Below are 26,204 nucleotides of genomic sequence, written 5' to 3' on the forward strand. Positions count from 1 at the left end.
ACCTAATAGTGATGCACACAAACAATCAGCCCGATACTTTTGAGCAAACATCAAATTGGCGCGATCAAGATTCAGAAGCAGCTTTGTACATGATGCTCTGAAACCACTGACTGTAAATATTCAGTTTGTGCTTTGATACGTTTATTTCGATGTCAGCAATAGTGCCTTAATCTTCAGTCTAATGATATTTCATCCATGTTTTGCATCTGTGAAATATCGTTAGACCCAGCATAATCAAAGTTCCTAGACGCTTCACTGGCGGGTGAGCGGTGCATTGGATGGTGACTTTCACTGTCATTAAGCATTGAAGTCGATCCACCTGGAAGTCTCGTGATACGGAATGATCATCGTATCTCTGCTTAGCAGTTCCAATGCATCAACGCTTTAGCCTGAATGCGACATCAGGGAGCAAATTGTCTGATGTGGATCAGTTTACGTTTAATAACCAACAAATTTGTTGGCAACATATTTTTTCTGAACAAACTGTATGTGCTGATGCACAATTAAACGCAACAGTTTGTCATTTTGCCGATATAATAAGCCTTCGGCGTCGGCATAATTCTTTAGGACCTATCCGAGTTATTGGTGAGTATCTCGTCGATTTAAAATTTTATCTAAATAAAATTTCTGATCTGATGCTCACTTACGGTGGTATCCGTGCGCTGAATATATCAAACCTTGCGGCATCTGCCTATGGGCTAAGTTTAGGTTTCTTGTGAAATAACTTAGCTAAATGATCAATTTTTAATCATATTTAGCAAATCTTGGATTAATCGAGCGTATGAATTCTACACAACAATGGCAAAGTGTCACTTGGTTTGACGTGGATGAGCATCAAGACGGGCAGCGAATAGATAATTTTTTATTTACCCGATTAAAAGGTGTTCCGAAAAGTCGAATCTACCGTTTGATTCGTGAAGGACAAGTACGTGTAAACAAAAAAAGAATAAAAGCAGAAACACGTTTGAATATTGGCGATCAGATTCGTGTCGCACCAATTCGTTATGAACAAAAGGATGAAAGCGCGGCACCAGTGAGTGATGGCGTGGCGCAAAGCCTGCTTAGTCGTGTGGTTTACGAAGATGAAGGCTTATTAGTAGTGAATAAACCGTCTGGGATAGCCGTTCATGGCGGCAGTGGTGTGGCGTATGGTTTAATCGAAGCCTTGCGTGCCGCGACAGGTAAAAAATACTTGGAACTGATCCATCGTATTGATCGAGATACTTCGGGCTTGGTCATGATCAGTAAGAAACGTAGTACCTTAAAACTGCTTCAGGATTTACTACGCGAGCATAAAATTAAAAAAACGTATGCGGCGATTGTCAAAGGACAAGTCAGTTTGGATCAGCAATTGATTGATGCGCCCTTATTGCGTTATGAACTGGCGAATGGCGAGCGTCGTGTCCGTGTGACCAAAGACGGTAAGCCGAGTAAGACTGACTGGAAAGTGGTTGAACGTTTTAAGACAGCGACTTTGGTGCATGCGTCACCGCTTTCGGGACGTACCCATCAAATCCGTGTACATGGTTTAAGTATTGGTCATCCTTTAGTTGGGGATGATAAATATGGACATAACACAGACTATAAAGGCCCTGAAGCACGTCGTTTATGCCTACATGCCATGCGTTTAGACATTCCAAACTATCCAAGCATTGAAGCGCCAATGCCAGAAGATATGCAACAAGTGATCAATGAATTGAGAAAACAGAAATGAGTCAAAATATCGAACTGGTGATTTTTGACTGGGATGGCACTTTATTCGATTCGGTTGGACAAATCGTAGCAAGTCTGCAATATGCAGCACAGCAATTTGAGCAACCTTTAACGGAGGATGCTGCAAAAAGTATCATTGGCTTGGGTTTGCCCGAAGTCATGCAAATCTTATTTCCGCAGGTTCCAGATTTGCAGCAAGATATTTTGCAATGTTATGCAGATCATTATGTTGCAAACTCAAAAGGCGATGCATGGTTTAGTGGTGTGGCAGAGTTGTTGGCTGACTTAAAACAACAAGGGATCAAGCTTGCAGTTGCGACGGGTAAAAGTCGTAAAGGTTTAGATCGTGTATTAAGTCAAACCAATAGTCATCAGATTTTTGATACTACTCGTGCAGCCAGTGAAACCAAGTCTAAACCTGATCCATTGATGTTGCAGGAGATTCTTGCTGAGTTGGATGTAGCGCTTGAATGCGCCATTATGGTGGGGGATACCAGTTACGATTTAGAAATGGCAGAAAATCTGAATATGCAACGTATTGGCGTCAGCTATGGGGTGCATAGTATTGAAACTTTGCAACAATACCAGCCTTTAACGATTGCTCATAATGTGCAGGATTTACATGCTTATTTGCAAACTATCTTAGAACGCGCAGCGATTATTGAAAGTTAAGCGATTCACATTATTTGCAAAGATAAGATGGTGAGAAAGCTGATTTTCTCATCATCCATAATAACAATAGGGATAGCATGAGTCGTGCTATTCGATTACTGAATTTATTACAATTACTTCGACAATATCGTTCTCCAGTCACTGCACAAGTCGTTTTGGCTGAGCGTTTGCAGATCAGTCAGCGTAGCGTTTAACGTATGGTTAGCTGTCAATCAAATATTGGTTGAGCAAGTCAGAGTGTCGATTCGATCTCAAGTTAAAATTTTCTTTGATTATGTTGATGAACAGCAACGCACCAGTGCGAGAACAGTTTAGCCGTTTGCGCTTGGTTATTTTAATGACAAGATTGTGCTCGCTGCTTGGTGTGAATTACGTAATGATTTCCGAAATTTTCGACTTGATCGTATGCAAAATCTAAGTTTAAGCCAAGAACTCTATCCACAATTCAAACAACAACTTTTTCAACAATGGTGGACTCAGGAAGTATGTCGTTCGACTACTGACAAAAACTGACAATGAGAACGATTAAATTTTAATAACACCAATAAACAAGGAAATATGAAAAATGACACTTAAATTTTATACAAATACTCAGTCTCGCGGTATGGTTGTTGATTGGTTGCTCATTGAACTGGGGGTTGCCTGTGAGCGAATAGAAGTGGCTTACCAGACAGAAATGAAGGCACCAGAATATTTAAAAATAAACCCTTTTGGAAAAGTTCCTGTTGTAGTCGATGGAGATATAGTGATTTATGAGCTTGGAGCAGTGTGTGCATATTTGACAGATAAGTTCGCGGATAAGGGCTTAGCACCAGCACTCAATGATCCTAAGCGAGGGTTGTACTATCGTTGGCTTATGTTTATTTCTGGACCTTGGGAAGCAGCATCGACCAACAAAATGTTGGGTGTAGAGATAAAATCTGATCAGAAAATGTTTGTTGGCTATGGTGATTATCAAGAAGCTTATCATGCCTTTATTCAGGGCTTAAATGAGGCTGATCCATATTTATGCGGGCAACAATTTACCACAGCAGATGTGATGGTTGCAGCAATGTTATTTTGGCAGTTGAAAATTGGTCAAATACAGACTCATCCCGTAATAGAACAATATTTAGACAATGTAAAACAGCGTGAAAGTTATCAAAAATTTATAGCATTTTTTAGTGAACCAGCCTAAGTAGACAAACTCAAAGCCGATTTAAATCGGCTTTTTTCTTAGCTTGCATAAAGTGCTAACTGTTCTAGTTCGAAAACTTGTCTAATTTCTTCCAAAAATTGTTCTGCTGCTTGGCTTAGTGAGGTGCGATGGAAACTCATAAATACATCGAGACTCGGCAGAGGGTGGTTTAATGGACGAACAGCGATTTGATCCGTCGCAAGCGCTTGCATATAAGAAGGTAAAATCGCGCAGCTCGAACCACTCTGTACTGCTTGAATACATTCAGCGATCTTGTTGGTTTCGTGGACCGATTTAAATTTAATTTGATGCTGATCTCTGTATTTCAGAATCGTTTGAGCCAATGGTTGAGAAAGTTTATGTGACAGGATGGTCAGTTCCAATCCATTCAGTTGTTCAATATTTAACTCATTAAACTCCACTAAAGGATGCTGTTTCGGTAAGATAAAAATTAACGGTTCTTTCAAAACCAATTGACTGGCAAAATATTCATTTTGAAAGTCTTGATTAATAAAAATAATGTCTAAATCACCTTTTTTTAATTCTGCGATTTGATCACTTTCTTTTAAGTTTAATGTGTTGATTTGCAGTTTAGGTGTTTTGACACGTAACCTAGGGAAAATATAGGGAAAAATTCTAATTTCAGCAGAAGGTACAAATCCGATTCTTAGACATTGTACTTTTGCTGCCGCAACTTGTCGCGCCATGGTAATGGCTTTGTCCGCTTGGGTTAAGGTTAAGCGTGCTTGCTCTAAAAAAACGAGACCTTCCTCAGTCAATTCAACTTTACGTTTGGTGCGATAAAATAATTGAACACCAATATCATCCTCTAAATCTTTGATTTGTTGGCTTAAAGAGGGTTGGGCTGTATGCAGTTTTATCGCAGCCTTACTGAAGCTTAATTCCTCAGCAACAGTAATAAAGTAACGTAAATGGCGTAATTCCATTAGACTGATCCAAATATGTCTTACTATTATTGTAAAGTATGAGTGTTAGAAAGTACTTCTCGGTGTGCATTATATAATAGCTGTTTTTGTAAACAATATACTTTTTCTTAAAATATAAAAAATGTATTAGATAAATAAGAAAACTATATAAGGTATATAGTGGAAAAGTTTGATATGTTCCTTAAAATTGTATTGACTCGACTGGATAAAATCAGCATAACTAACAAGCTTATGTTAGGATCAAGTTCGATTGTTTAGAGACAGTTAAACCCTCTAAAAAAATCATACAATTAGATTGATTTTAAAAGTTAGAGTAAAGGACTGCTCATTATCCCAATCCTATCGGAATTTTGTGCGATTCAATTCCAGCAAAGAAGAAGTACATGAAAGATAAGCCGACATTAACCTATCAATTGCCGACCCAATCTTGCTTGAGCCATACTTTGGGGAAACCTCCATTTCCACATGAGCCTTCTGATCATTGTGGTATTGATCGTTTTTATAATTTAGAAAAACCGCTTACACCGTTTGACCGTAAAGGTTTATTTAAATGGCTAGCGACACGAAAATCTTATACTTGGAATGTTGATCGCGCACATGAAGCTAATTTGCGTAATCAAATGCTTGAGTTACCACAAAATAGACCACACGCAGATTTAAATAATTGGCAGATTTGGTTTGTAGGACATGCAACCGTTCTCATCCAAATAGGCCCTTACAACTTCTTAACCGACCCTGTCTGGTGTGACTATGTGAGCCCAAAGCAAGGTCAAGGCCCGCAACGAGTTTGCCCAGCAGGCATCGCTTTAGAAAAGCTTCCAACGATTCATGCAGTACTACTAAGCCATAATCATTATGACCATATGGACTTGGCAACGTTGGAGTGGCTGCATCAGAAATTTAAAATGCCGATTTATACGGGTTTAGGTAATGGTTACTACTTAGCAAAACATTTACATGTGATTGAAATGGATTGGTGGCAAGAGATTCCTTTTCATGATGAAATTAAGATAGCCTATACCCCAGCACAACATGCTTCTGGACGTGGGGCACGGGATCAAAATAGAGCTTTATGGGGTGGTTTTTCGCTTCTAGCAAAGACAGGACATTGTTTCTTTGCGGGTGATACAGGTTATGCAGGGCACTTCAAACAAATACATGAGCGATATGGTGATGCACGTATTGCACTATTACCCATAGGTGCTTATGAGCCACGAAAGTTAATGCGATATGTGCATATGAATCCACAAGATGCTTTTCACGCGCATTTAGATTTGCATGCGCATCGTTCATTGGCCATTCATTTTCGAACTTTCCAACTTACTGATGAAGATCGCAATGCTCCTGAACATGAGTTACAACAAGCAATGAAATCTTCATCTAAATTAGTCAATCCATTTTATTGTATTCGTGAAGGGCACTTTATTCGGGCCTAGCTTGCTGTAGTGTCCTGATAAAGCATAAGGCAATGACGGAAAGGCTCACAAGCCCAACATTCATCATCACAGGATTGAACGCTTATTCATGTCATGGCTTGACTAAATGGTTACCCAATTCCATCAAAAAAGCCATCCGAAGATGGCTTTTTATTTGGATGTTTTAGGGTTTAAAGAAAGCTTGGTAAATGACGAGCAGGGTCAGTCTCACGGGCGGCTTGCGCATCAGCAACAGTCATACCAAGTGCTTTTGCAACACCTTCGCCATAAGCAGGGTGGCAAGCATAGCAGTTTCGGATATGACGATACTTGATAAAGTCCAACGCATCACCCATCGCGCGTGCTGTATTGCCAAATAAGGCATCTTGCTGTTCAGGTGTCATTAACTCGAACAAGGCACGAGGTTGACTGAAGTAGTCATTATCATCTTCACGATAATCCCAGAAGTCTGCATCGCCATTGATTTTCAATGGTGGTTCTTTGTATTGCGGCTGTTCTTGCCATTGGCCGAAGCTGTTAGGTTCATAATGTGGTAAACCACCATAGTTGGCATCAATGCGACCTTGACCATCACGGTGATTACTGTGAACAGGGCAGCGAGCAGCATTCACTGGAATTTGTTGATAGTTCACGCCTAAACGGTAACGTTGCGCATCCGCATAGTTAAATAGGCGTGCTTGCAACATACGGTCAGGTGAAACGCTAATACCTGGTACTAAGTTACTTGGTGCAAAAGCAGATTGTTCAACATCTAGGAAGAAGTTTTCAGAGTTGCGATTGAGTTCAAACTCACCAACTTCAATCAGTGGATAGTCGCCATGAGGCCAAACTTTAGTTAAATCGAATGGATGATATGGAACTTTCTCAGCATCTTGTTCTGGCATGATTTGTACGAAAAGCGTCCATTTTGGATAGTCTTGACGTTCGATGGCATCGAATAAATCGCGTTGATGGCTTTCACGGTCTTGACCCACCAATTCACCAGCTTCTGCATCAGTTAGGTTTTTAATTCCTTGTTGCGTTCTAAAGTGGAATTTCACCCAGAAACGTTCATTGGCTGCATTAATGAAGCTATAGGTATGACTACTAAAACCATGCATATGTCGGTAGCTAGCAGGGATACCGCGATCTGACATTACAATCGTGACTTGATGCAGGGCTTCTGGCAATAAAGTCCAGAAATCCCAATTATTGGTAGCACTGCGTAGATTGGTTTTGGGGTCGCGTTTTACTGCTTTGTTGAGATCTGGGAATTTGCGTGGATCACGTAAGAAGAATACAGGGGTATTATTACCCACCATATCCCAGTTACCTTCTTCAGTATAAAATTTTAAGGCAAAACCACGAATATCTCGTTCAGCATCCGCTGCGCCACGTTCACCTGCAACCGTGGTAAAACGAGCAAACATTTCTGTTTTTTTGCCGATTTCGCTAAAGATTTTAGCGCGAGTATATTGAGTAATATCATGGGTAACTGTAAATGTACCGAATGCACCAGAACCTTTAGCGTGCATACGACGTTCAGGAATCACTTCACGGACAAAGTTGGCAAGTTTTTCATTTAGCCATAAATCTTGGGCTAATAAAGGACCCCGAGCACCTGCTGTCATACTATTTTGATTATCCACCACGGGTGCACCAAAATCAGTGGTTAAGTGGCTATAAGGACATTTTTTATCGTCTTGGCTCATGTTCTATCTCCATCAAGATGACCTGTGAGCTGGGTCATCTGAACTGTTTGACCGTTCAAAGATATGAATGTTCAACCTTATCAGCTACAAAATGGGTATCAAAAATGAAGATGCCTAAATTGATTTGTAATGATGTGGTTTACATCCGTTGTATTTTTACTCTAGATTGATGAAAGTTTTTTTTCCAATGGATTAAAGTTGATGTCATAAATGCTTTATCCGATTGAAGCTGTTTAAATCTTAAATGTGGCAATGAGAGTTGTTGAGCAATAAATTGTTAAAATTTGAAAAAGTCCCATTAAAATAACCAATTAAAGGGAATTGAATAGTTCGTTAAGGGTAATTGTATAATCAACTCCCAAATTCAGCTTGTATGCTCATATATAAAAACAGGAGGTTTTTCACCTGTTGCAGTTATGTAAAGGCATCCTTGAAAGGATGCCCTAGTTATTTTCTAGGCACTGACCAAACGATTTGATTTAACCATATCTGCAAGACCATGCGTTTTAAAGTAGTGTTCAAGCCAACTTTTAATGACCAGAGGGTTATTCATGTGTAAAACATCGTCTAAGAGTTGTTTTGCATCACTCATTGGGACATGACAAATCGCTTTACGAACTCTTAATATATTACTAGAACTCATGGAAAGTGTATTGAAACCCATCGCCATCAGTAGAATGGCAGATAATGGATCTCCTGCCATTTCACCACAGACACTGACTGGTTTTTGATAGATATGACAATCTTCTACTAAACGGTTTAAAGCGCGTAAGACAGACGGATGAAAGTGCGAATATACGTTAGCTACATGAGGATTGTTACGATCAACAGCCAATAAATATTGGGTTAAGTCATTGGAACCAACTGAAAAGAAGTCGACCAGCTCAGCAAACTCACCAATTTGTAAAAGTACACTCGGTACTTCAACCATGATCCCAATTTTAGGCTTAGTGATTTTGACTTGTTCTTCTTCTTGTACAGCTAGCCAGTCTCGTTCCAATAGATACAAGACTTCCTCAACTTCACTGACACTTGTCACCATCGGTAACAAAATATGCAAATTATTCAAACCAATACTAGCTTTTAGCATGGCACGGATTTGCGCTGAGAAAATTTCAGGGTGATCCAGAGTAAAGCGTAGACCACGCCAACCTAATGCCGAGTTTTCTTCTTCAATACTAAAATAAGGCAAATCTTTATCCGCACCGATATCGAGAGTTCGCATAATCACGGGCTTATTCGCAAAATGGCTCAACTGCTGACGATAGATGGCACGTTGTTCTTCTTCACCAGGGAAGCGTTCGCGTAGCATAAATGGAATTTCGCTGCGATATAAACCGACACCTTTCGCACCACGTTGCACGCCACGAACAACGTCAATCATCAAACCTGTATTTACGAATAAAGGAATAGAGACACCATCAGGTGTAATCGCATCTTTGGTTTCATATTGCTTCAAATCTTTGGCGATTTGCTCTTCTTCTTTCTGGACTTCCTTATAACGCTGGCGTAAGCGGCGCGGCGGATTGACAAAGACACGTCCCTGATAGGCATCGACAATCATCTCAATGTCATCAAGGGTGTTGATTGGCAATTCGGTGACACCCACAACGGTTGGAATCCCCAGAGCGCGTGCCACGATTACCATGTGTGAATTGGCAGCGCCTTCAGAAGTCACAATCGCAGCGATTTTATCAACAGGAAGTTCAACTAAAGCCGCCGTACTAATTTCTTCACCAATTAAAATACTGTCTGGGCTAAGTTCACGATGGCTGGAATCCGCCTCCTGTAGGCAGGCCAAAATGCGCCGTCCCAAGTCCTTAAGGTCAGAAACCCGTTCACGCAGGTAGTCATCTTCCATTTGTGCAAACAGCACCACATGCTTGTCAATGACTTTACGCACCGCACCTTGTGCCCAACTGCCTGCACGAATGTGATCTTTAATCTCACTTGGTAAGGCATTTTCATCTAACATCCGCAAGAACACGCTAAATAACGCACGTTCTTCTGACATCAATGAGTCTTGCATTTTTTCATCTAAAGATTGGATCTCTAAACGTACCGCAGCAATTGCTTGATCTAATAGGTCGAGTTCATCACTGATATCTTCAGCTTCACGATCGGGAATTGCAGCAAGATCGGCTGGGGGATAGAGCACGATGGCGCGACCTAATGCAATCCCTCCAGCACCTGAAACCCCTTGGAAGGTTTTGTAAGATGAACCACTCGTTGGTTTGCGGAAAACATCAATATTTCCGACCGCATGTGCATGGGCAATTACCCCTGAGAGTTGCGCACATAAAGTAACGAGAAATGATTCAGCCGCTTCACTAAAGTCTTGAGGTTCTTTATTTTGAACAACTAAAACGCCCATCACTTTACGGCGATACATCACGGGTACGCCAAGAAATGAGTTAAATAGTTCTTCACCTGTTTCAGGCAAATAAGCAAAGCGTTCATGCTTAGGTGCGTTATCTAAGTTTACAATTTCTTCACGGTTACCGACTAAACCGACGAGACCTTCACCAACACTCAAAGAAACATGTCCAACAGCTTCAGGTTTTAAACCTTTTGAAGCCATGAGCACATAGCGTTTATTTCGTTCATCCAATAAATAAATGGAGCATACATCGACATGCATCGCTTCAGCCACATGATTGACCATAATGTCCAAAGAATCATGCAAACTGACGGACGCATTAATTTCTTGCACAATGCGTCTAAGCGTGTCGAGTTGCATGTTTGACATGGATGTTTACCCCAATTTATAAATCGTTATCGGTCTAGTTATAACAGCTCTATGATCAAAAATCATTGCTTAAAGTGATGATTTGTTGACGATTAACGCTACGGTAATTGCAAACACAACTCCATCATGGCTCTGCGGTAAACATCTCTTTTGAAGTTCACTACTTGACCTAATGGATACCAGTAACTCACCCATTGCCATTGATCGAACTCGGGTGGGTCTGATAGATTTAACTGAATATGATGCGGCGATGCCGTTAATTTCAGTAAAAACCACTTTTGCTTTTGTCCAATACATACCGGATCAGAATCTGACCGAATGTACCGATGTGGCAAACGATAACGCAGCCAACTTTTAGTCTGCGCTACTATTTGGACGTGTTCGGGCAATAAACCGACTTCTTCTCTCAGTTCACGATAAAGTGCCTGTTCAGGGGTTTCTCCAAACTGGATCCCTCCTTGTGGAAATTGCCAAGCATTGTGACCAATGCGTTTTGCCCATAAAACTTGTCCGTCATCGTTTGCCAAAATGATCCCGACGTTGGGTCGGAAACCTTCTGAATCGATCATTTGGCTACCTAAATTTTCTCTATATCGTTGACTTTGATCTCGGGGACAGTCACTCTTCACGTCCAACTCGAAAAAGGTCAAAGTAAAATGTTTAAAATTGCTATGATCTTAACGAATTTTTAGTCACTTACGGAAATAGATTTACGTTTTTTTTCTTTAATTTGCATTTAAATGAGCATTTATATGAAATTGGCTTTGTTTGATTTAGATCACACCCTGTTAAATACCGATTCTGACCACTCATGGGGTGAGTTTTTAGTGAATGAAGGTTTGGTTGATCCAGTTCATCATCGTCAAATGAATGATAAATTCTACGAGGACTATAAGGCAGGACAACTTGATCCGATTGCCTATAACGAATTTGTCTTTGAATTTTTGACCAAGCATGACAATACTTATTTAACTGAACTACACCAGTTGTTTATGCAAAAAGTGATTCGTCCCCAAATGCGTCCGAAAGGTTTTGATGCAATTAAAAAGCATCAAGATTTAGGTCATGCGATTGTTGGGATTACTGCAACCAGTGATTTTATTACGGCTCCGATTTTTCGTGAATTTGGTATTACTGAAATTATTGCCACCAATGCCGAAGTTCTTGATGGGAAGTATACGGGTAAGGTGACAGGTTTACCTTGTTATCAGAAAGGTAAGCTTGCTCGTTTAGATCAATGGTTACAGGGAAGAGCAGTTGATGAGTCTTGGGCGTATTCAGATTCAATCAATGATCGTTTTTTGCTTGAATATGCAACCCATGCAATTGCAGTGAATCCTGATGATCGTTTAGAAAAATTGGCGCAAGATCAAGATTGGGATATTCAAGACTGGTCGATCGTATCCGTATAATCTTTACTTTGCTCACATACTACTTATTATGTTAGAAGAATAGGTATTATGTGAATCATGTGAATCGGAAATATCGTGAATAATAAGAATTCAGAGCGTAGACGATATCGCCGCTCAGATTGGGGTGAACAGTTCCTTAGCCAAGGTTTTGATGCCTTGATTAGTGAATTGTTATTCTACTTGATTATCCTTTTATTTGGGGGTGCAATAGGCGGCATTATTTTTGCCTGCATAACGTTTGGATTTGGCGCATTATTTTTGGTTTTACCCTTTGTGATGCTGCTTTATTATGTTGTTAGGAAATTTGTGAAAAAATAAAAATTCTTTATCTGATCCATTCAATTTATTGTTATAACACTACTGAATTTATGTCGGGGGTGTTATGAAAAAACAACAAATTAAACTGCCAAAACAACTTTGGACAGAAGACTGCATTGATCTTACTCGGCATAGTTATCAAGGTAAGTTACTGACAAAAAAAGAAGGTTTTAAATTAGGAAAAGCGCAACGTCAAAAAGTTTCACGTGAACAGTTGTCACAACTATCGCAACGACCTAAAGGTCTAACGGCTTTAAATATTTATGATTGGAGTAACCAAGGACGTTTAGAGCAGCTTAAGCCCATTCGTGCCAAACGGATGAGTGTGTCTCCATTTACCTTTTATCGTGGTATGCCGTCATTAATGTTGTTTGATCAAGCTTGGGAACAGCATAACTCAGGATTATTTCAACAGATCTGTGGGGATTGTCATTTAAGCAATTTTGGTGGTTTTGCCAGCCCCGAGCGTAATCTTCTTTTCGGAATCAATGATTTTGATGAAACATTGGTTGCGCCATTTGAATGGGATTTGAAACGTTTGGCAACCAGCTTTGTGATTGCCGCACAAGATGTTGGGTTGGGCAACCGTGTAGGCTTAAAAGCCATTAAAACCATGTTGAATAGTTACCGCCAACATTTACTTGAAAATATGGAGTTATCACCATTACAGGTATGGTATGAGAAAGTTGATGCCAGTACATTGCTGGAAAATACGGAATGTCGAAAACTCAGAAAGAAAAGAGAGAAACTTCTTGATTCAGCACAAAAGAGAAATGCCCACTCGGTTTTGCCTAAACTGACCCAACAGGACAAAGAGACGGGTTTCAGACATTTTATTGATGATGAACCTTTGCTTTGGCATCCAAAGCCAAATGAACCGTTCAGCAAGAATGTGGATGAATTTTTTAGACAGTATCGTGATTCATTGAAACATGATCGGCAGGTCCTATTTGACCGTTATCAACGTACCGATGTGGCATTCAAAGTGGTGGGCGTGGGGAGCGTGGGTACACGTTCAGCCATTGCACTGTTTCAGGATGCCGATCGTGAGCCGTTAATTTTACAGATGAAAGAAGCCAACCCCTCTATTTTAAGTCCATTATTCCCTGAAAAAGTGAAGCATGAAGGCGAGCGTGTGGTGTATGGCCAGCAGTTGATGCAAGCTGCAAGCGATATTTTTCTTGGCTATTCCACCTTGGGGCAGCATTTCCATGTCCGCCAACTACGTGATATGAAGATTTCAGTCGACTTAACCGATATGGACGATGAGTATTTTCATGAATATGCGGAAAGCTGTGGTCTGGCTTTAGCCCATGCCCATGCCAAGGCGGGGAATGCCGATGTTTTGATGGGTTATCTGGGTGAGGGGAATACCATGGTGGAGGTTTTACAGGAATATGCCACACAGTCTATGGAACGGAATTTAAATGACTATCAGCATTTTATGAATGAGATTGCCGATGGTAGGATTCAGATTGCTGGAGATGAGGCACTTTAATCATCGGTATATTGCTACAGATGAATTGAAATAATTTAAAAGGTTTGTGAAAAAAATGTTTAAAAAAATGATGTCTGGTTTAAATATGCAAGGGGTAAACGTCGAAACACGTTTATATAATCCTACGTTACAGGCTGGTGAGACACTACGCGGTGAAATTAATTTTACTGGTGGGTCAACGAATAAGGAAATTAATGGCTTATATCTAAAATTGATGACCATTGCAGAGGTTGAGTCTGGCGATCATGAATTTAATCAGGCTTTGGTGCTTGATCAGTGGTTGATTAGCTCGAAATTCTTGCTGGCTGCAAATGAGTCACATCATATTCCATTTACCATGGAAATCCCTCATGAAACCCCCATCACTGAAGTTTCCTGCCGACGTAATGGCGCTCGTGTATGGATTGAAACACACATGGATGTTGACTGGGGACTGGATTCAACCGATCGTGACTATTTAAAAGTGACCCCAACACCAGCGATGCAGGCTTTTTTACAGGCGATGCAACAATGTGGATTTGTTCTGTCGACTGTGGATGTTGAAAAAGGGCAACTTACCGCAAGAAATTTTAGATCAACGATTGGCTGTTACCAAGAGCTGGAATTTGTATCTTCAAACATGTTTAGCGGTTTTAATGAGGTTGAGGTATCCTTTGTTGCTGAAGCGCAGCAAACCCATATTATGCTGGAAATTGATCGTACCTTTCGCTCAGACGAGTTGCTTACCATGACCATATCAAACCATAATTTGGACGTGAATCAGATCACGCAGCAAGTTCGCCGTTTATTACAGATTGGATAAAAGATTGAACCTCCCTTTCTAATGGGAGGTTTTTTGTCATCTTATTGTCATCTTTTCTTCTTAAGATTTAAGCATGAAAATAAAAATAGATCGGGAAGAAAATACTTCCAATATGCTTGAAGCATTACTCAAATTAGAACGCCAGCAACCGATGATAAAAACACGCTGGATTTTGTTACCCCTCATTATTTTACTGTTGATGTATGCATGGCAACAACAGTTCTTTACTGGATGGGTGCTTATTCCTTTTATCTGGACCATTATTGTGGTTAATAATGCCCTGATTGCCCGAACCCGCCGTAAAAAATTGCAGAAAATAGATGAGCTAAAAATTGATGCAATTTTCTGGAATCAATTCCGAAATCAATATCCTGAACTGGGTCTAAAGCAACGGCGCCTGATCGAACTGGGTTTTAAGGATTATTTGGCACTTCATGCCATGCAACAACAAGCCTATGCCATGCCTTCACATGCAGTCGATGCTTTATGGCATGTGATGTTGCAATATCCGATCCAGTATCAGCAATTATGTGAGCAAACCATAGGTCGAACGTTGAATCATAGCCCTTATGACGGAGCAACGAGACCAGAAGAACAAGCAAAGCAATTATTTGAAGCTTGGAAATATAGCTGTATGTTACATGGATATAATCCAAGCAATACGATGCAATTGCCACGACTATTTGCCGTTGATCAGGTGTTGGGTTGGGAAAATGGACAATCGTTTGAACTGGCGCAAATGACTAAAAATTTTGCAAAATATATGCAAGATCAATCATCATCTTCATCCAGTTGTGGCAGTAGCTGTAGCAGTTGTGGCGGAGGCGGTGACTAACTTAGCTTTAGCTAGCCTAGCCAAGTTGCATCATATTGATTAATTCTTCCGCTGCTTTAGATTGAATCCGTGCAGGATGCCACACCATACCCAGTTGACGTTGCATATCGAGATTCAGATCAAGTTGTTTTAAATCTTGATTCACCAACGTTTTAGGTAATACCGACCAACCTAAACCAATAGAAACTAACATCCTGATTGATTCTAAAGGATTGTTGCTCATGCTGATTTTAGGTTTTAAGCTCTTTTTTTCAAACTCTGCTAATGTGATTTGACTGGTATAAGTGTGTGCTGCGGGTAAAAGGCTAGGATAAGCAATCAAATCTTCTAATTTAAGTTGTGATTGTTGTGCTAAAGGGTGAAAAGGTGAGGTCACAAAAACCAAAGGATCATTCCAAATCGTCAAGTAGCTTAGTCGTTCATCTCCAATGGGAGGGAGGGTTAAAAAGGCAAGTTCGAGTTCACCTGCTAAAACTTGTTCATGCGCCTGTTCTGAGTCTACAAAATGCACATCTAAAGTGACTTGTGGAAAAGATTGCACAAAAGCTTTCAGTGGGTCTGCGAGATGATGCAATCCGATATGATGACTCGTCCCAATTTTTAAACGACCCTGTACCTGATTCTGCTCATGACTCAGTGTATGGTGAATTTCACCTAATTCGTTGAGCCATGTTTTCACTTTAGGTAATAAAGAATATGCAGCATGGGTCGGTTGAATGCCGCGTCCTGCGGATTCAAACAGTTTTACTCCAAAATATTCTTCAAGCGTATGAATTCGTTTGGTTACCGCAGGTTGAGTAATAAATAATTGTTCTGCTGCAATCGAAATCGAACCCGTTTCCATTACTTTTAAAAATGCTTCAAATGCAGCAAGATTCATACAGACTTACTCAAATAACTTTAAAATAGGTGCTCAGATATTGAAGCGGAAAATTAGAAATAATTCCAAACTTTTTCATGGAAGAAAAAGGCAAAAGCTTGTACGGTTGGTTCAATTAAACTTAAGGTTGCAGCCATGATTAAATTTCCCGTAATCATATAGGCAACTATCATCGCAACACTAATATGCATGATGTAGTAACTCAAGGTTTTTTTTAAAGTCCGTCGATTGTTAATCACGAATTGCTGAATGTTTGCCATATCGCTCACCCTTTCAAACTCTACTTGATTAAATAATAATAATTATCATTTAAAAAGTAAAAAAGAAATTTCTACTCTCGATGATCGAACTTTTAGATAGATAAGCATTGATCTCTTTATTGAAAAAAATTGATGCACAAATGAATTATTTATTCCAAAAAGTTTAATAACTAATAAAAATGATAAATTAGATTTATGTTAAAGCATTGTTATAATAAATTTAAGATTTAGTTACCCAGTCCTATGACAAGCACGTTGGAGAGCGACGACATGGCAGGCAAGACATTATATGACAAATTATGGGATGACCATTTAGTTAAGCAACGTGATGATGGTTCAAGCTTGATTTATATTGATCGTCATTTATTACATGAAGTGACTAGCCCTCAAGCATTTGAAGGCTTACAACTTGCTGATCGTCAGCCATGGCGTTTAAGTGCCAATGTCGCAACACCTGACCATAACGTTCCAACTTCTAAAAAAGAGCGTGAGCAAGGCATTGCTGGAATCGAAGATGATACCTCTCGTATCCAAGTTCAAACTTTAGATGATAACTGTAAAACATTTAATATCACTGAATTTGGTATCAATGATATCCGTCAGGGTATTGCGCACGTAGTTGGGCCAGAGCAGGGTTTGACATTGCCTGGCATGACGGTGGTGTGTGGTGATTCACATACTGCAACACATGGTGCTTTTGGCTGTTTGGCACATGGAATTGGAACTTCTGAAGTTGAGCATGTGTTAGCAACTCAATGTTTAGTACAGAAAAAATCGAAAAACATGCTTGTTCGTGTTGATGGTGTCTTAGGCAAAGGCGTGACGTCTAAAGATGTTGTTTTAGCGATTATCGGGAAAATTGGAACGGCTGGTGGTACAGGCTATGCCATTGAATTTGGTGGTCAAGTGTTCCGTGATATGTCGATCGAAGGGCGTATGACCGTATGTAACATGGCAATCGAAGCAGGTGCACGCGTAGGTATGGTTGCTGTTGATGACAAAACCATCGCTTATGTGAAAGATCGTAACTATGCGCCTAAAGGTGAGCAGTGGGATCAAGCCGTAGAATATTGGAATACCTTACACTCAGACGAAGATGCTGTATTTGATGCAGTAGTCGTATTGAATGGTGCTGAGATTGAGCCACAGGTTTCTTGGGGAACATCTCCAGAAATGGTAATTCCTGTTTCGCAAGCAGTACCGACTTTAGAACAAGCAAAAGATGATGTTCAACGTAATGACTGGACTCGTGCTTATCAATATATGGGTTTAACTGCTGGTCAAGCGTTGTCTGATATTCAATTGGATCGTGTCTTTATTGGTTCATGTACCAATTCTCGTATTGAAGATATTCGTGCTGCGGCAGATGTCGTGAAAGGGCGTAAAGTTGCATCTAGTATTAAACAGGCGATGATCGTTCCAGGTTCAGGTTTGGTGAAGCAACAAGCAGAACAAGAAGGCTTGGATCAAATTTTCTTAGACGCTGGTTTTGAATGGCGTGAGCCAGGTTGTTCAATGTGCTTAGCAATGAACGCTGATAAATTACAACCAGGCGAACATTGTGCATCTACTTCGAATCGAAATTTTGAAGGTCGTCAGGGTAACGGTGGTCGTACACATTTGGTAAGCCCAGCAATGGCTGCAGCGGCTGCTATTGCAGGTCATTTTGTTGATGTACGTTCATTCTAAAGGAGCAAAATCATGAAAAAATACACTGTAGAACAAGGTATTGTTGCACCTTTAGATCGTGCAAATGTTGATACTGATTTAATCATTCCAAAACAGTTTTTGAAGTCAATTAAGCGCACAGGTTTTGGCGATAACTTATTTGATGAATTGCGTTATTTAGATGAAGGTTATTTGGGGCAGGACATTAGTAAACGTCCAATTAACCCTGAATTTGTATTGAATAAACCGCGCTATCAAGGTTCAACAATTCTATTGGCACGCACGAATTTTGGTTGTGGCTCTAGCCGTGAACATGCGCCTTGGGCATTAAATGAATATGGTTTCCGTACCGTGATCGCGCCAAGCTTTGCAGATATTTTCTTTAATAACTGCTTTAAAAATGGCATGTTGCCTGTGATTTTATCTGAAGAGATTGTTGATCAGTTATTCAAGGAATGTGCTGAAACAGAAGGTTATCAATTGACCATCGATTTAGAAGCTCAGGAAGTGCGCACGCCAACAGGTGAAGCATTTAAATTTGAAATTGATCCCTTCCGTAAGCACTGCTTATTAAATGGTTTGGATGATATTGGCTTAACTTTGCAAGTGGCAGATGATATTCGCGCTTTTGAGGCCAAGGCAAAACAAGTACGTCCTTGGGTGTTTCAGGAAATAAAGGCCTAGGCTTTTGTTGAGTGGAGATACTTTAATGTCTGGGGACATTTTAAAGATAGTCATAGCGCAGACATGGAACTCTTGCTAACATGCTAGCGAATAATATTTGCTTGCATGTGTGCATGTTATGAGGACTGGGCTCGAATAATGAAAAGAAGACTCGCTTACAGTATTTTGCTGTGTTTAGGTCTTGCGACAACGTTAACGGCATGCCAAAACGCGCCGACTGTTGTTGATCAGGTTCGTATTGCCCAAAATACAGTAGGCAATAAAGCAGAAAATGCAACTTTGTATTGTTCAGGCGTCGAAAATTGTGAGTTTGAACGAATCAATGACATTGCCGTGATCGATGCAAAATCGCACCGTATTAGCCAACAAGCGATGGAGCGAGGGATTGTACGATTGCATGGTTCGGTTTTTAGTAGAAAACAACAAGTCTACTTAAATGTACCAGCCAAACAATATGAAGTAGTCATTCGCTTTTATCCTATTTCACCAGACCGAGCTGAAACCTTCCATGTGATTCATGCATTTAAGCCGCATCAAAGCTATACCTTTAAAATGTATCGGGACAGGGAAAAACGCTCAGATAGCCTGTTGAATGTGTCTGCACCTGAACCCTTATGTGTGGATTTACAGCAAGAGCAGCATACCATTCGCCGCTTCTGCCGCCCATATGATGTGGTGACAGGACTGGGCGAGTTTGTTGAGAAAAAGATTTAATGATTTGCAGTTAAAAACTGCGCTAATGAAACTGGAAAAATAGATGTCTAAACATATTTTAATTTTGGCAGGTGATGGAATTGGTCCTGAAATTGTGGGCGCTGCTGAGAAAGTTCTGACCAAGGTCAATGAAAAATTTAATTTAGGTTTGACATGGGAACATGGTTTGTTGGGTGGTTCTGCGATTGATGTACATGGTGAACCTTACCCAGCTGTCACTAGTGAACAGGCGAAAAAAGCCGATGCAATCTTGTTGGGTGCGGTTGGTGGACCTAAATGGGATACGATTGAGCGTTCAATCCGTCCAGAACGTGGTTTGCTTAAAATTCGTAGCGAATTGAATTTATTCGCAAATTTACGTCCTGCGATTCTTTATCCACAATTGGCTGATGCTTCAAGTTTGAAGCCAGAAATCGTTGCTGGTTTGGATATCCTCATTGTTCGTGAATTAACGGGGGGGATCTACTTTGGTCAACCACGTGGTATTCGCGAATTAGAAAATGGCGAAAAACAAGGCTATAACACTGATGTTTATTCAGAAAGTGAAATCAAGCGTATCGCCAAAGTTGCATTCGAGCTAGCAGGCTTGCGCGGTGGCAAAGTATGCTCGGTTGATAAAGCCAATGTATTGGAAGTGACTGAATTGTGGAAGCAAACGGTTACTGATTTACAGCAAGCACAATATTCAAATATTCAACTCTCACATATGTATGTTGACAATGCTGCGATGCAGTTAGTGCGTGCACCAAAGCAGTTTGATGTGATCGTTACGGGTAATTTATTTGGTGATATCTTATCTGACGAAGCAGCAATGTTGACAGGTTCGATCGGCATGTTGCCTTCTGCATCTTTAGATGAAAATGGCAAAGGCATGTATGAGCCATGTCATGGTTCTGCACCAGATATTGCTGGTCAAAATGTTGCTAATCCATTGGCAACTATTCTTTCAGTTGCGATGATGTTACGTTATACCTTCCGTGAAGAAGCTGCAGCAAAAGCAATTGAAGATGCTGTGGGTCAAGTATTAGATCAAGGTTTGCGTACAGCAGATATTATGTCTGAAGGCATGACAAAAGTTGGTACAGATGCTATGGGTGAAGCTGTAGTTTCAGCACTAAACTAAGAATTATAGCCAATAAAAAACGCAGCTTGGGCTGCGTTTTTTTATAACTTAATGGTATATAAGCAAACTAACAAGCCTTGCCTTCATAGCGAATAGAGCGAGCAATTTGTTGTTGGTCTAGCTCAAAAATGATGTGACATTTTAAATTGAGATCATAAGTACTATCTGTATTGCCAGCACTTTGGATTGGTATATTTTGAGCACCAAGTTCAGCCGATTGAGCGATAGGAATAGGAATACGAATTGGGCGAATGACAGTGTAAATCAGCTGATTGTTTTGTTTGATTGGTTGGGCGATAGTCTGAAAACCTAAAGGTTTTAAATCGAACGGCTGTTGGATTATGGTTGCAGATTGCCCGATAAAAAGTTGTAAATAATCAGGTAGGCTGGTTCGATTTTGGTATGCAGTGGTACATGCTTGTAAAGATAATATGATTAGAAATAACAAATACTTAAATTTTTATTTTGATTAATCCTTATCCTCTCATCTATGTTTATTCAATCCTTAAATGATGTTGGTGTCGAGTTCATTTGTGTGAATTGATAAAAATATACAAACTAGTCTATTTTTAGGCAATATTCAATTGAGTTCAAATATGCTCAGATAGATAGGATATTAAGCGATTGAGAAAACTTGATGCACAAATTTATATTTGGACTGATGTGTGGCGCTTTAGCAACATTCAGTCATGCAGATAATTGTGATAAGGCACGCAATACGTATGATGATATTTATTGCACGAATAAAATTTATGCGAGTGCTGATGCTGATTTAAATAAAAATTACCAGCAATTACGTCACCAACTCAATGAGACACAACAAAAGATTCTTAAAAAGTCCCAGCTCGCATGGATTCATCATCGAGATGCAGAATGTACTGATGATCAAAAAAATAGCGTAAGCGTGCAATGTAGACTTACGACGACACAAGAGCGTAATCATTGGTTAGAGGAAAGATTACGTGAGTGTCAAACGGTAGGGTGTAAAACAACACGTTTGAGTGAGTAATAAGAATCAAGCATAAAAAAAGCCACAAACAAAATGTGGCTTTTTTGCATTCACGAATCTCTTAGCGCGCGCGATAAGTGATACGACCCTTTGTTAAGTCATAAGGTGTCATTTCTACTTTTACACTGTCACCCGTCAAAATACGGATATAGTGTTTGCGCATTTTACCAGAAATGTGAGCAATAACTTCGTGACCGTTTTCTAAACGTACACGGAACATCGTATTAGGAAGCGTTTCGGTGACAACGCCTTCGAACTCAATGAGTTCCTCTTTATTGGCCATAGCCTACCTGATGATCAAATTGGAAAGGGGCAAATTATAGTCAATTTATTTGAATTTTACAAGGTGAAGCGTATGTAAACCTTTTAGATCTTTATTCATAAAAACTGTCGGACAATTGACAATCTTTTTTAACAAAAGAAGCAGAATATTGTTGTCAGTTTGGTCAATCAACGTTAATCTAAAATTGTTGTTATTGTTACAAGAACGTATCTACAGGGAAGGGCACTGAGTGGGTCAGTTAACAGATGCATCAGTTGTATTGCGCTTTGGTTATCAGGCAATTCGTAAAGCGGGATTGCCAACTGAAGAGATTCTAACAAAAGCAGGGGTAGCGCTAAATCAAATTGATACCAATGCCAGAACGCCATTAAGTGCGCAAAATGCATTCTGGATTGCGGCACAGGACGTGAGCAATGACCCAGACATTGGTTTACACTTAGGTGAGCATCTGCCACTTTATCGTGGGCAGGTGATTGAACATCTATTTATCAGTAGTGAAACCTTTGGGGAGGGTCTGAAACGTGCCCTAGCCTATCAGCGTTTGATCAGTGATGCCTTTGATGCCAAACTGGTGATTCAGGATGGACGCTGTTATTTAAGCAATGGCGAACAGTACTGGTCTGACAATCTGGTCAATCGCCATTTTTCTGAATGTGCGATGTCAGGTATTCTTCGCTTCTTTAAATTCATCACCGAAGGGCAGTTTCAGCCGATCTACATTGACTTTAACTTCAATGAGGGTGCGGATGATGATGAATATTTTCGAGTGTATGGCTGTCCCGTCAGTCTGGGTCAAAAAGAAACCCGCCTTTATTTTGATCATGCTGTGCTTGATTACCCATTGTGGCAAGCTGAACCAGAACTACTACAATTACATGAACAACTAGCGATTGAGAAATTACAAGAGCTTGCACGGTATGATTTGGTTGGTGAAGTCCGCCGTGCCATTGGTTCAACTTTAGAAAGTGGTGAAACTACGTTAGAAACAGTTGCAGCTCAATTAAGCATCACGCCACGACGCTTAAGAACACAGCTTAGCGAGGCGAATACGAGCTTCCAGCAAATCCTTTCAGATTATCGTTGCCGCCTAGCGAAGAAATTATTGGCGAATACCAATGAAAGTGTAGAAAGAATTGTGTATTTAACGGGTTTTTCTGAACCAAGTACGTTTTATCGTGCATTTAAGCGTTGGACGAATGAAACCCCTGTCGAATATCGTAAGCGTAAACAGCGTTAATTTTCTAAGGAAAAAGCCTTATCTCCCGATAAGGCTTTTTTTATTCAGGTAGATTTAACCATTGGGGACCTAAAGGCAGCTGTGGTAAATCAAACTCATCAGGATAATAGGACTGAATAAAATATAAACCATCAGGTGGGGCGGTGATGCCAGCCGCTGTACGGTCTTCTGCGGCAAACATGGTATCGATATGATCAATCTCATACATACCTTGTCCGATTTCTAGTAAGCATCCCATGATATTGCGTACCATATGATGTAAAAATCCATCGGCTTGAATATCTAATACTAAATAGCGTCCATGTTCAAATAGACGGCAGTGTTTTACATGACGTATGGGTTGATTGGATTGACAGGCAGCAGCTCGGAAGGTCTCGAAGTTATGCGTTCCCTCAAATTTTGCTGCAGCGACAATCATCTTCGGTACATCTAATTTTTGATAAAGATGAGTGACTTGTTTATACAATAGTGCAGGACGGGTGGGTGCGTTATAGACGACATAACGATAACGTCGTGCAGTGGCTTTGAACCGTGCATGGAAGTTCTCATCCATGCATTTAATCCATTGAATTGAAATATCTTTTGGAAGTTGACTATTGGTGCCACGAATCCAACCTTGTTCTGGGCGAATGGCTTTGGTGTCGAAATGAGCCACCATATTGGTTGCATGTACACCAGCATCAGTTCGTCCAGCACCATGCAAAATAATGGGCTCATTGGCAATACGGCTCAGTACTTTCTCGATGGTCTCTTGAACAGTTGCAACGCCAGGCTGCTGGGTTTGCCAGCCACGGTATTGCGTGCCACAAAATTCAATACCGATTGCATAACGTTGCATGTTTTAACCTCAAATATTAATGCTGATGCCAATTCGCGAACCATTGTTCGTGGCTCGGATATTTTAAATAGATTTGCAAGACTTTTGCATATAAATCAGCATGGCTATGGCAATCATTGATTAAAACTTTGGCAGATTGAATCCATGAACTGACGGCATAGCGTTGATCTAGTTGCCCAAAGGTCACTTGGGTGCTGATAATAGGCAGACATTTTTTTTGATACAGTTGCTCAAACAGCATCAGAATTTCGTCATTTACTGCAATATTGCCTGTGCCAAATCCTTGTAGAATCAAGAAATTTGGTGGGTTAAGCAGAATATTTTTTAACTGTAGAATGAGTTGTTCTTTTGCAATCGGCTGCAACATCAAATTTAAGATGCTGAGTTCAGTTGCTTGCTGAATATATTCATTTTGAACAACAAGAAAATCTGCTGTGGTTTGACAACTTTGATCTGCTTTAAGACCGACGAAAGCATCCAACTCAGTGGTATGTGCTTTTAAGGTCGTTTGTGCGTGAAAAACTTGTTCATGGAATGCCAGATAAACACCAGTTGGCAAAGTGAGGACTTGCTCTAATGCTAAATATAGGTTGCCTGTGGCATCTGTAAATTCACGGGTATCATTGCCTTCAATATTCAATAATGGGTATTGGCTACCTGTAATGATGGCATGACAAGAATGTCCCAAGAAACGAGCAAGTGTTGCTGCAGCGTAACTTAAAGTATCTGTCCCATGAATAATGACAAAATGTTGAAAACCATTGAGTTGCAATTGCTGGATTTGTTGTACCAACTTTAGCCAATCCGTTGCGGTGCAGGCACTACTGTCTTTGATACTAGGCGCAGCGAAGCATTCGACCTGTAAATGAGGTGGAATGATCTTAGCTAGTAAAGGTAGAAAATCCTGTTCTGGCATCGGCATCAATGGTTCGCCAACGCAACCAAACGTCCCACCCATATAAATTAAAGCGATTTTTTTCATCATAAAAAAAGCAGTCTGAGAGACTGCTTATATTAGACCGATCAAATTCAGGAAGCTATTTTATTCAGTAAACTTTGTGAATGTTGTTGTTGCTCTGCATTAAATGACGGGCTATTTTTTAATAATTCACGTGCAGAATCATAAGCGCCCAATTCAATATATTGCTCAGCAAGTTCTAAATTGAGCTGTGCTTCATCAAGCTGTTGTAAATCAGGAAATGATTGTACAAGAGGGTCATTGATTGCAACAGATGTAGTTTGAAGCGAGGTTTGAACAGGTTCAAGTTCAACAACTGATTCTGTAACTGTTTCTGTAACTTCAACTTGCTTGTTTTCTGTCGGTTCAAAACTAAAATCTAACGTTGGCGCTGCTTCAGTTTTTTGTTCTGTAACTTCTAAGTTTGAAAAATTGAAATCTAATTCAGGCTTTGCTTCTTCAACTACAGGAGAAGTTGCAGGTGCAGCGTCTAAATTGAATGAGAATTCTAAAGGAGCAGGCTCTTTATTCTCTTGTTGCTCGATTGTTGGCGCAGCTTCAGTTGTTTCCTTTTTCTCAAAGGAAAAATTAAAATCTAATGGCTGAACTTCTGGGACTGGTTCAACTGGTTTAGCTTCTTCTGCTGGTGCAACATATCCAGATTGTAAGTCATCAAATGATTGTGACGTTTTTGATGCCGCTAATGCGTCAAAATCTGCATTGTTTTGCTCTTTTGCTAAACTATCTGATGTGCTGGTTTGCTGAAAATGGCTTGAGCTTGAACTGAACTCAATTGCATCAGGTTGTTTATTTTTTTCATATTCACGTTGTTTTGCTTCAGCAGCTTGAGCAATATCATCAAGTTTCAAAGCATGAATATGTTTGATCAATTGATCAATTGCAAAATCATCTTTTTGAGCTAAGTGAATATCAAGGAGAAATAAATATAACTCATGTTGGGAGTTATCTTGTTTTAAAATCTGATTGATTTGTGCTTCTGCGCTTTGATAATTGCCACTTTGAATTTGCTGTTCAATTTTCTGGCGTAAAGACTCTGGAATCGCGGTTGCGGCGGCTGGAACAGATTCCTGTTCTTCACGTGCTAATGTCGTACGTGAAGTTTTAGTTGTAGCTGCTTTCTTCGCTGATTTTGCTGTAGCACCTTTTTTAGATGTTGCAGTAGTTTGATTGTCACTGCGTTTTTTTAAAACGATTGCAACAACTAATGCAACGATTAGCAGTACAATTATTATAGTTGACATGATCTATACCCCTTAAAGATAGAGCCGCTTTGTTGCAA

Annotated in this window: 28 protein-coding genes and 1 pseudogene; 18 read left to right on the forward strand and 11 right to left on the reverse strand. The window is 40.1% G+C overall.

What is annotated here, in order from left to right:
• Positions 1 to 371: 371 nt before the first annotated feature.
• From CDG56_RS05995 to CDG56_RS06015, 6 genes and pseudogenes are all read left to right on the forward strand, one after another.
• Complete coding sequence (locus tag CDG56_RS05995; RefSeq protein WP_004659153.1) at positions 372 to 719, forward strand: hypothetical protein; 348 nt, start codon at positions 372 to 374, stop codon at positions 717 to 719.
• Between the two features lie 62 nt (positions 720 to 781).
• Positions 782 to 1,714, forward strand: a complete 933-nt coding sequence (locus tag CDG56_RS06000) for an RluA family pseudouridine synthase (RefSeq protein WP_087547249.1) — start codon at positions 782 to 784, stop codon at positions 1,712 to 1,714.
• Positions 1,711 to 2,385: an HAD-IA family hydrolase gene (locus tag CDG56_RS06005; RefSeq protein WP_087547250.1), complete on the forward strand. Its 675-nt coding sequence runs from the start codon at positions 1,711 to 1,713 to the stop codon at positions 2,383 to 2,385. The genes CDG56_RS06000 and CDG56_RS06005 overlap by 4 nt, the downstream gene beginning before the upstream one ends.
• A 77-nt stretch (positions 2,386 to 2,462) precedes the next feature.
• Positions 2,463 to 2,579 carry an HTH domain-containing protein gene (locus CDG56_RS17565; RefSeq protein ID WP_005162723.1) on the forward strand — a complete coding sequence of 39 codons (117 nt, stop codon included), beginning with the start codon at positions 2,463 to 2,465 and terminating at the stop codon, positions 2,577 to 2,579.
• A pseudogene (locus tag CDG56_RS06010) lies at positions 2,572 to 2,898 on the forward strand (helix-turn-helix transcriptional regulator); the annotation flags it as partial. The gene CDG56_RS17565 and the pseudogene CDG56_RS06010, both read left to right, overlap by 8 nt.
• Before the next feature lie 52 nt (positions 2,899 to 2,950).
• Positions 2,951 to 3,562: a glutathione S-transferase family protein gene (locus CDG56_RS06015; protein ID WP_087547251.1), complete on the forward strand. Its 612-nt coding sequence runs from the start codon at positions 2,951 to 2,953 to the stop codon at positions 3,560 to 3,562.
• A 38-nt stretch (positions 3,563 to 3,600) separates the two neighbouring features.
• Here CDG56_RS06015 and CDG56_RS06020 read toward each other — a convergent pair whose 3' ends face one another.
• Positions 3,601 to 4,509: a LysR substrate-binding domain-containing protein gene (locus CDG56_RS06020; protein ID WP_087547252.1), complete on the reverse strand. Its 909-nt coding sequence runs from the start codon at positions 4,507 to 4,509 to the stop codon at positions 3,601 to 3,603.
• A gap of 383 nt (positions 4,510 to 4,892) precedes the next feature.
• On the opposite strand from CDG56_RS06020, the gene CDG56_RS06025 reads away from it, so the two are divergent.
• Positions 4,893 to 5,945, forward strand: a complete 1,053-nt coding sequence (locus CDG56_RS06025) for an MBL fold metallo-hydrolase (RefSeq protein WP_087547253.1) — start codon at positions 4,893 to 4,895, stop codon at positions 5,943 to 5,945.
• Positions 5,946 to 6,115: 170 nt separating this feature from the next.
• Here the strand turns inward: CDG56_RS06025 and CDG56_RS06030 are convergent, their stop codons facing one another.
• From CDG56_RS06030 to CDG56_RS06040, 3 genes are all read right to left on the reverse strand, one after another.
• Complete coding sequence (locus tag CDG56_RS06030) at positions 6,116 to 7,636, reverse strand: catalase (RefSeq protein WP_004659136.1); 1,521 nt, start codon at positions 7,634 to 7,636, stop codon at positions 6,116 to 6,118.
• A gap of 454 nt (positions 7,637 to 8,090) precedes the next feature.
• Complete coding sequence (gene ptsP / locus CDG56_RS06035; RefSeq protein WP_087547254.1) at positions 8,091 to 10,385, reverse strand: phosphoenolpyruvate--protein phosphotransferase; 2,295 nt, start codon at positions 10,383 to 10,385, stop codon at positions 8,091 to 8,093.
• A 98-nt stretch (positions 10,386 to 10,483) separates the two neighbouring features.
• Entirely contained in the window at positions 10,484 to 10,954 is a 471-nt protein-coding gene (locus CDG56_RS06040; protein ID WP_005162709.1) for an RNA pyrophosphohydrolase, read from the reverse strand.
• A 183-nt stretch (positions 10,955 to 11,137) separates the two neighbouring features.
• On the opposite strand from CDG56_RS06040, the gene CDG56_RS06045 reads away from it, so the two are divergent.
• The 5 genes from CDG56_RS06045 (at position 11,138) to CDG56_RS06065 (ending at position 15,250) form a co-directional block, all read left to right on the forward strand.
• Positions 11,138 to 11,797, forward strand: coding sequence for an HAD family hydrolase (locus tag CDG56_RS06045; RefSeq protein WP_087542961.1), 660 nt, complete (start codon positions 11,138 to 11,140; stop codon positions 11,795 to 11,797).
• 75 nt (positions 11,798 to 11,872) lie between these two features.
• On the forward strand, positions 11,873 to 12,115 hold the full coding sequence (locus CDG56_RS06050; RefSeq protein ID WP_004916632.1) for a hypothetical protein: 243 nt from the start codon (positions 11,873 to 11,875) through the stop codon (positions 12,113 to 12,115).
• A gap of 64 nt (positions 12,116 to 12,179) precedes the next feature.
• Positions 12,180 to 13,613, forward strand: coding sequence for a DUF2252 domain-containing protein (locus CDG56_RS06055; protein ID WP_087547255.1), 1,434 nt, complete (start codon positions 12,180 to 12,182; stop codon positions 13,611 to 13,613).
• Positions 13,614 to 13,668: 55 nt separating this feature from the next.
• Positions 13,669 to 14,415, forward strand: coding sequence for a sporulation protein (locus CDG56_RS06060; protein WP_087547256.1), 747 nt, complete (start codon positions 13,669 to 13,671; stop codon positions 14,413 to 14,415).
• A 73-nt stretch (positions 14,416 to 14,488) separates the two neighbouring features.
• Entirely contained in the window at positions 14,489 to 15,250 is a 762-nt protein-coding gene (locus CDG56_RS06065) for a hypothetical protein (RefSeq protein ID WP_087547257.1), read from the forward strand.
• 16 nt (positions 15,251 to 15,266) lie between these two features.
• On the opposite strand, the gene CDG56_RS06070 is transcribed toward CDG56_RS06065, so the two are convergent.
• Both CDG56_RS06070 and CDG56_RS06075 read right to left on the reverse strand, forming a co-directional pair.
• Complete coding sequence (locus CDG56_RS06070) at positions 15,267 to 16,130, reverse strand: LysR family transcriptional regulator (RefSeq protein ID WP_087547258.1); 864 nt, start codon at positions 16,128 to 16,130, stop codon at positions 15,267 to 15,269.
• Positions 16,131 to 16,183: 53 nt separating this feature from the next.
• On the reverse strand, positions 16,184 to 16,390 hold the full coding sequence (locus tag CDG56_RS06075) for a DUF2061 domain-containing protein (RefSeq protein ID WP_087536325.1): 207 nt from the start codon (positions 16,388 to 16,390) through the stop codon (positions 16,184 to 16,186).
• 270 nt (positions 16,391 to 16,660) lie between these two features.
• Here CDG56_RS06075 and leuC point away from each other — a divergent pair, with 270 nt between their 5' ends.
• From leuC to leuB, 4 genes are all read left to right on the forward strand, one after another.
• Complete coding sequence (gene leuC / locus CDG56_RS06080; protein WP_087547259.1) at positions 16,661 to 18,079, forward strand: 3-isopropylmalate dehydratase large subunit; 1,419 nt, start codon at positions 16,661 to 16,663, stop codon at positions 18,077 to 18,079.
• 12 nt (positions 18,080 to 18,091) lie between these two features.
• Entirely contained in the window at positions 18,092 to 18,742 is a 651-nt protein-coding gene (gene leuD / locus CDG56_RS06085; protein WP_087547260.1) for a 3-isopropylmalate dehydratase small subunit, read from the forward strand.
• A 138-nt stretch (positions 18,743 to 18,880) separates the two neighbouring features.
• Positions 18,881 to 19,456, forward strand: coding sequence for a hypothetical protein (locus CDG56_RS06090; RefSeq protein WP_087547261.1), 576 nt, complete (start codon positions 18,881 to 18,883; stop codon positions 19,454 to 19,456).
• Positions 19,457 to 19,499: 43 nt separating this feature from the next.
• Positions 19,500 to 20,579 (forward strand): 3-isopropylmalate dehydrogenase, encoded by a 1,080-nt coding sequence (leuB, locus tag CDG56_RS06095; protein ID WP_087547262.1) that lies wholly within the window; start codon positions 19,500 to 19,502, stop codon positions 20,577 to 20,579.
• A gap of 67 nt (positions 20,580 to 20,646) precedes the next feature.
• Here the strand turns inward: leuB and CDG56_RS06100 are convergent, their stop codons facing one another.
• Positions 20,647 to 21,027, reverse strand: a complete 381-nt coding sequence (locus CDG56_RS06100; protein ID WP_087547263.1) for a hypothetical protein — start codon at positions 21,025 to 21,027, stop codon at positions 20,647 to 20,649.
• A 189-nt stretch (positions 21,028 to 21,216) separates the two neighbouring features.
• Between CDG56_RS06100 and CDG56_RS06105 the strand changes: the two genes are divergently transcribed.
• On the forward strand, positions 21,217 to 21,588 hold the full coding sequence (locus CDG56_RS06105) for a lysozyme inhibitor LprI family protein (RefSeq protein ID WP_004659107.1): 372 nt from the start codon (positions 21,217 to 21,219) through the stop codon (positions 21,586 to 21,588).
• Between the two features lie 61 nt (positions 21,589 to 21,649).
• Here the strand turns inward: CDG56_RS06105 and infA are convergent, their stop codons facing one another.
• Positions 21,650 to 21,871 carry a translation initiation factor IF-1 gene (gene infA / locus CDG56_RS06110; RefSeq protein ID WP_001284370.1) on the reverse strand — a complete coding sequence of 74 codons (222 nt, stop codon included), beginning with the start codon at positions 21,869 to 21,871 and terminating at the stop codon, positions 21,650 to 21,652.
• A 229-nt stretch (positions 21,872 to 22,100) separates the two neighbouring features.
• Between infA and CDG56_RS06115 the strand changes: the two genes are divergently transcribed.
• Positions 22,101 to 23,108: an AraC family transcriptional regulator gene (locus tag CDG56_RS06115; protein WP_087547264.1), complete on the forward strand. Its 1,008-nt coding sequence runs from the start codon at positions 22,101 to 22,103 to the stop codon at positions 23,106 to 23,108.
• A 40-nt stretch (positions 23,109 to 23,148) separates the two neighbouring features.
• On the opposite strand, the gene truA is transcribed toward CDG56_RS06115, so the two are convergent.
• From truA to CDG56_RS06130, 3 genes are read right to left on the reverse strand one after another with little or no spacing between them, the layout of a single operon-like run.
• Positions 23,149 to 23,946 (reverse strand): tRNA pseudouridine(38-40) synthase TruA, encoded by a 798-nt coding sequence (gene truA / locus CDG56_RS06120; protein ID WP_087547265.1) that lies wholly within the window; start codon positions 23,944 to 23,946, stop codon positions 23,149 to 23,151.
• Positions 23,947 to 23,962: 16 nt separating this feature from the next.
• On the reverse strand, positions 23,963 to 24,931 hold the full coding sequence (locus tag CDG56_RS06125) for an asparaginase domain-containing protein (protein ID WP_171295108.1): 969 nt from the start codon (positions 24,929 to 24,931) through the stop codon (positions 23,963 to 23,965).
• Between the two features lie 44 nt (positions 24,932 to 24,975).
• A complete protein-coding gene (locus CDG56_RS06130; RefSeq protein WP_087547267.1) occupies positions 24,976 to 26,166 on the reverse strand; it encodes a FimV domain-containing protein in 1,191 nt (396 codons plus the stop codon).
• Positions 26,167 to 26,204: the final 38 nt, after the last annotated feature.

This window comes from Acinetobacter sp. WCHA39, assembly GCF_002165385.1.
GTDB lineage: Bacteria > Pseudomonadota > Gammaproteobacteria > Pseudomonadales > Moraxellaceae > Acinetobacter.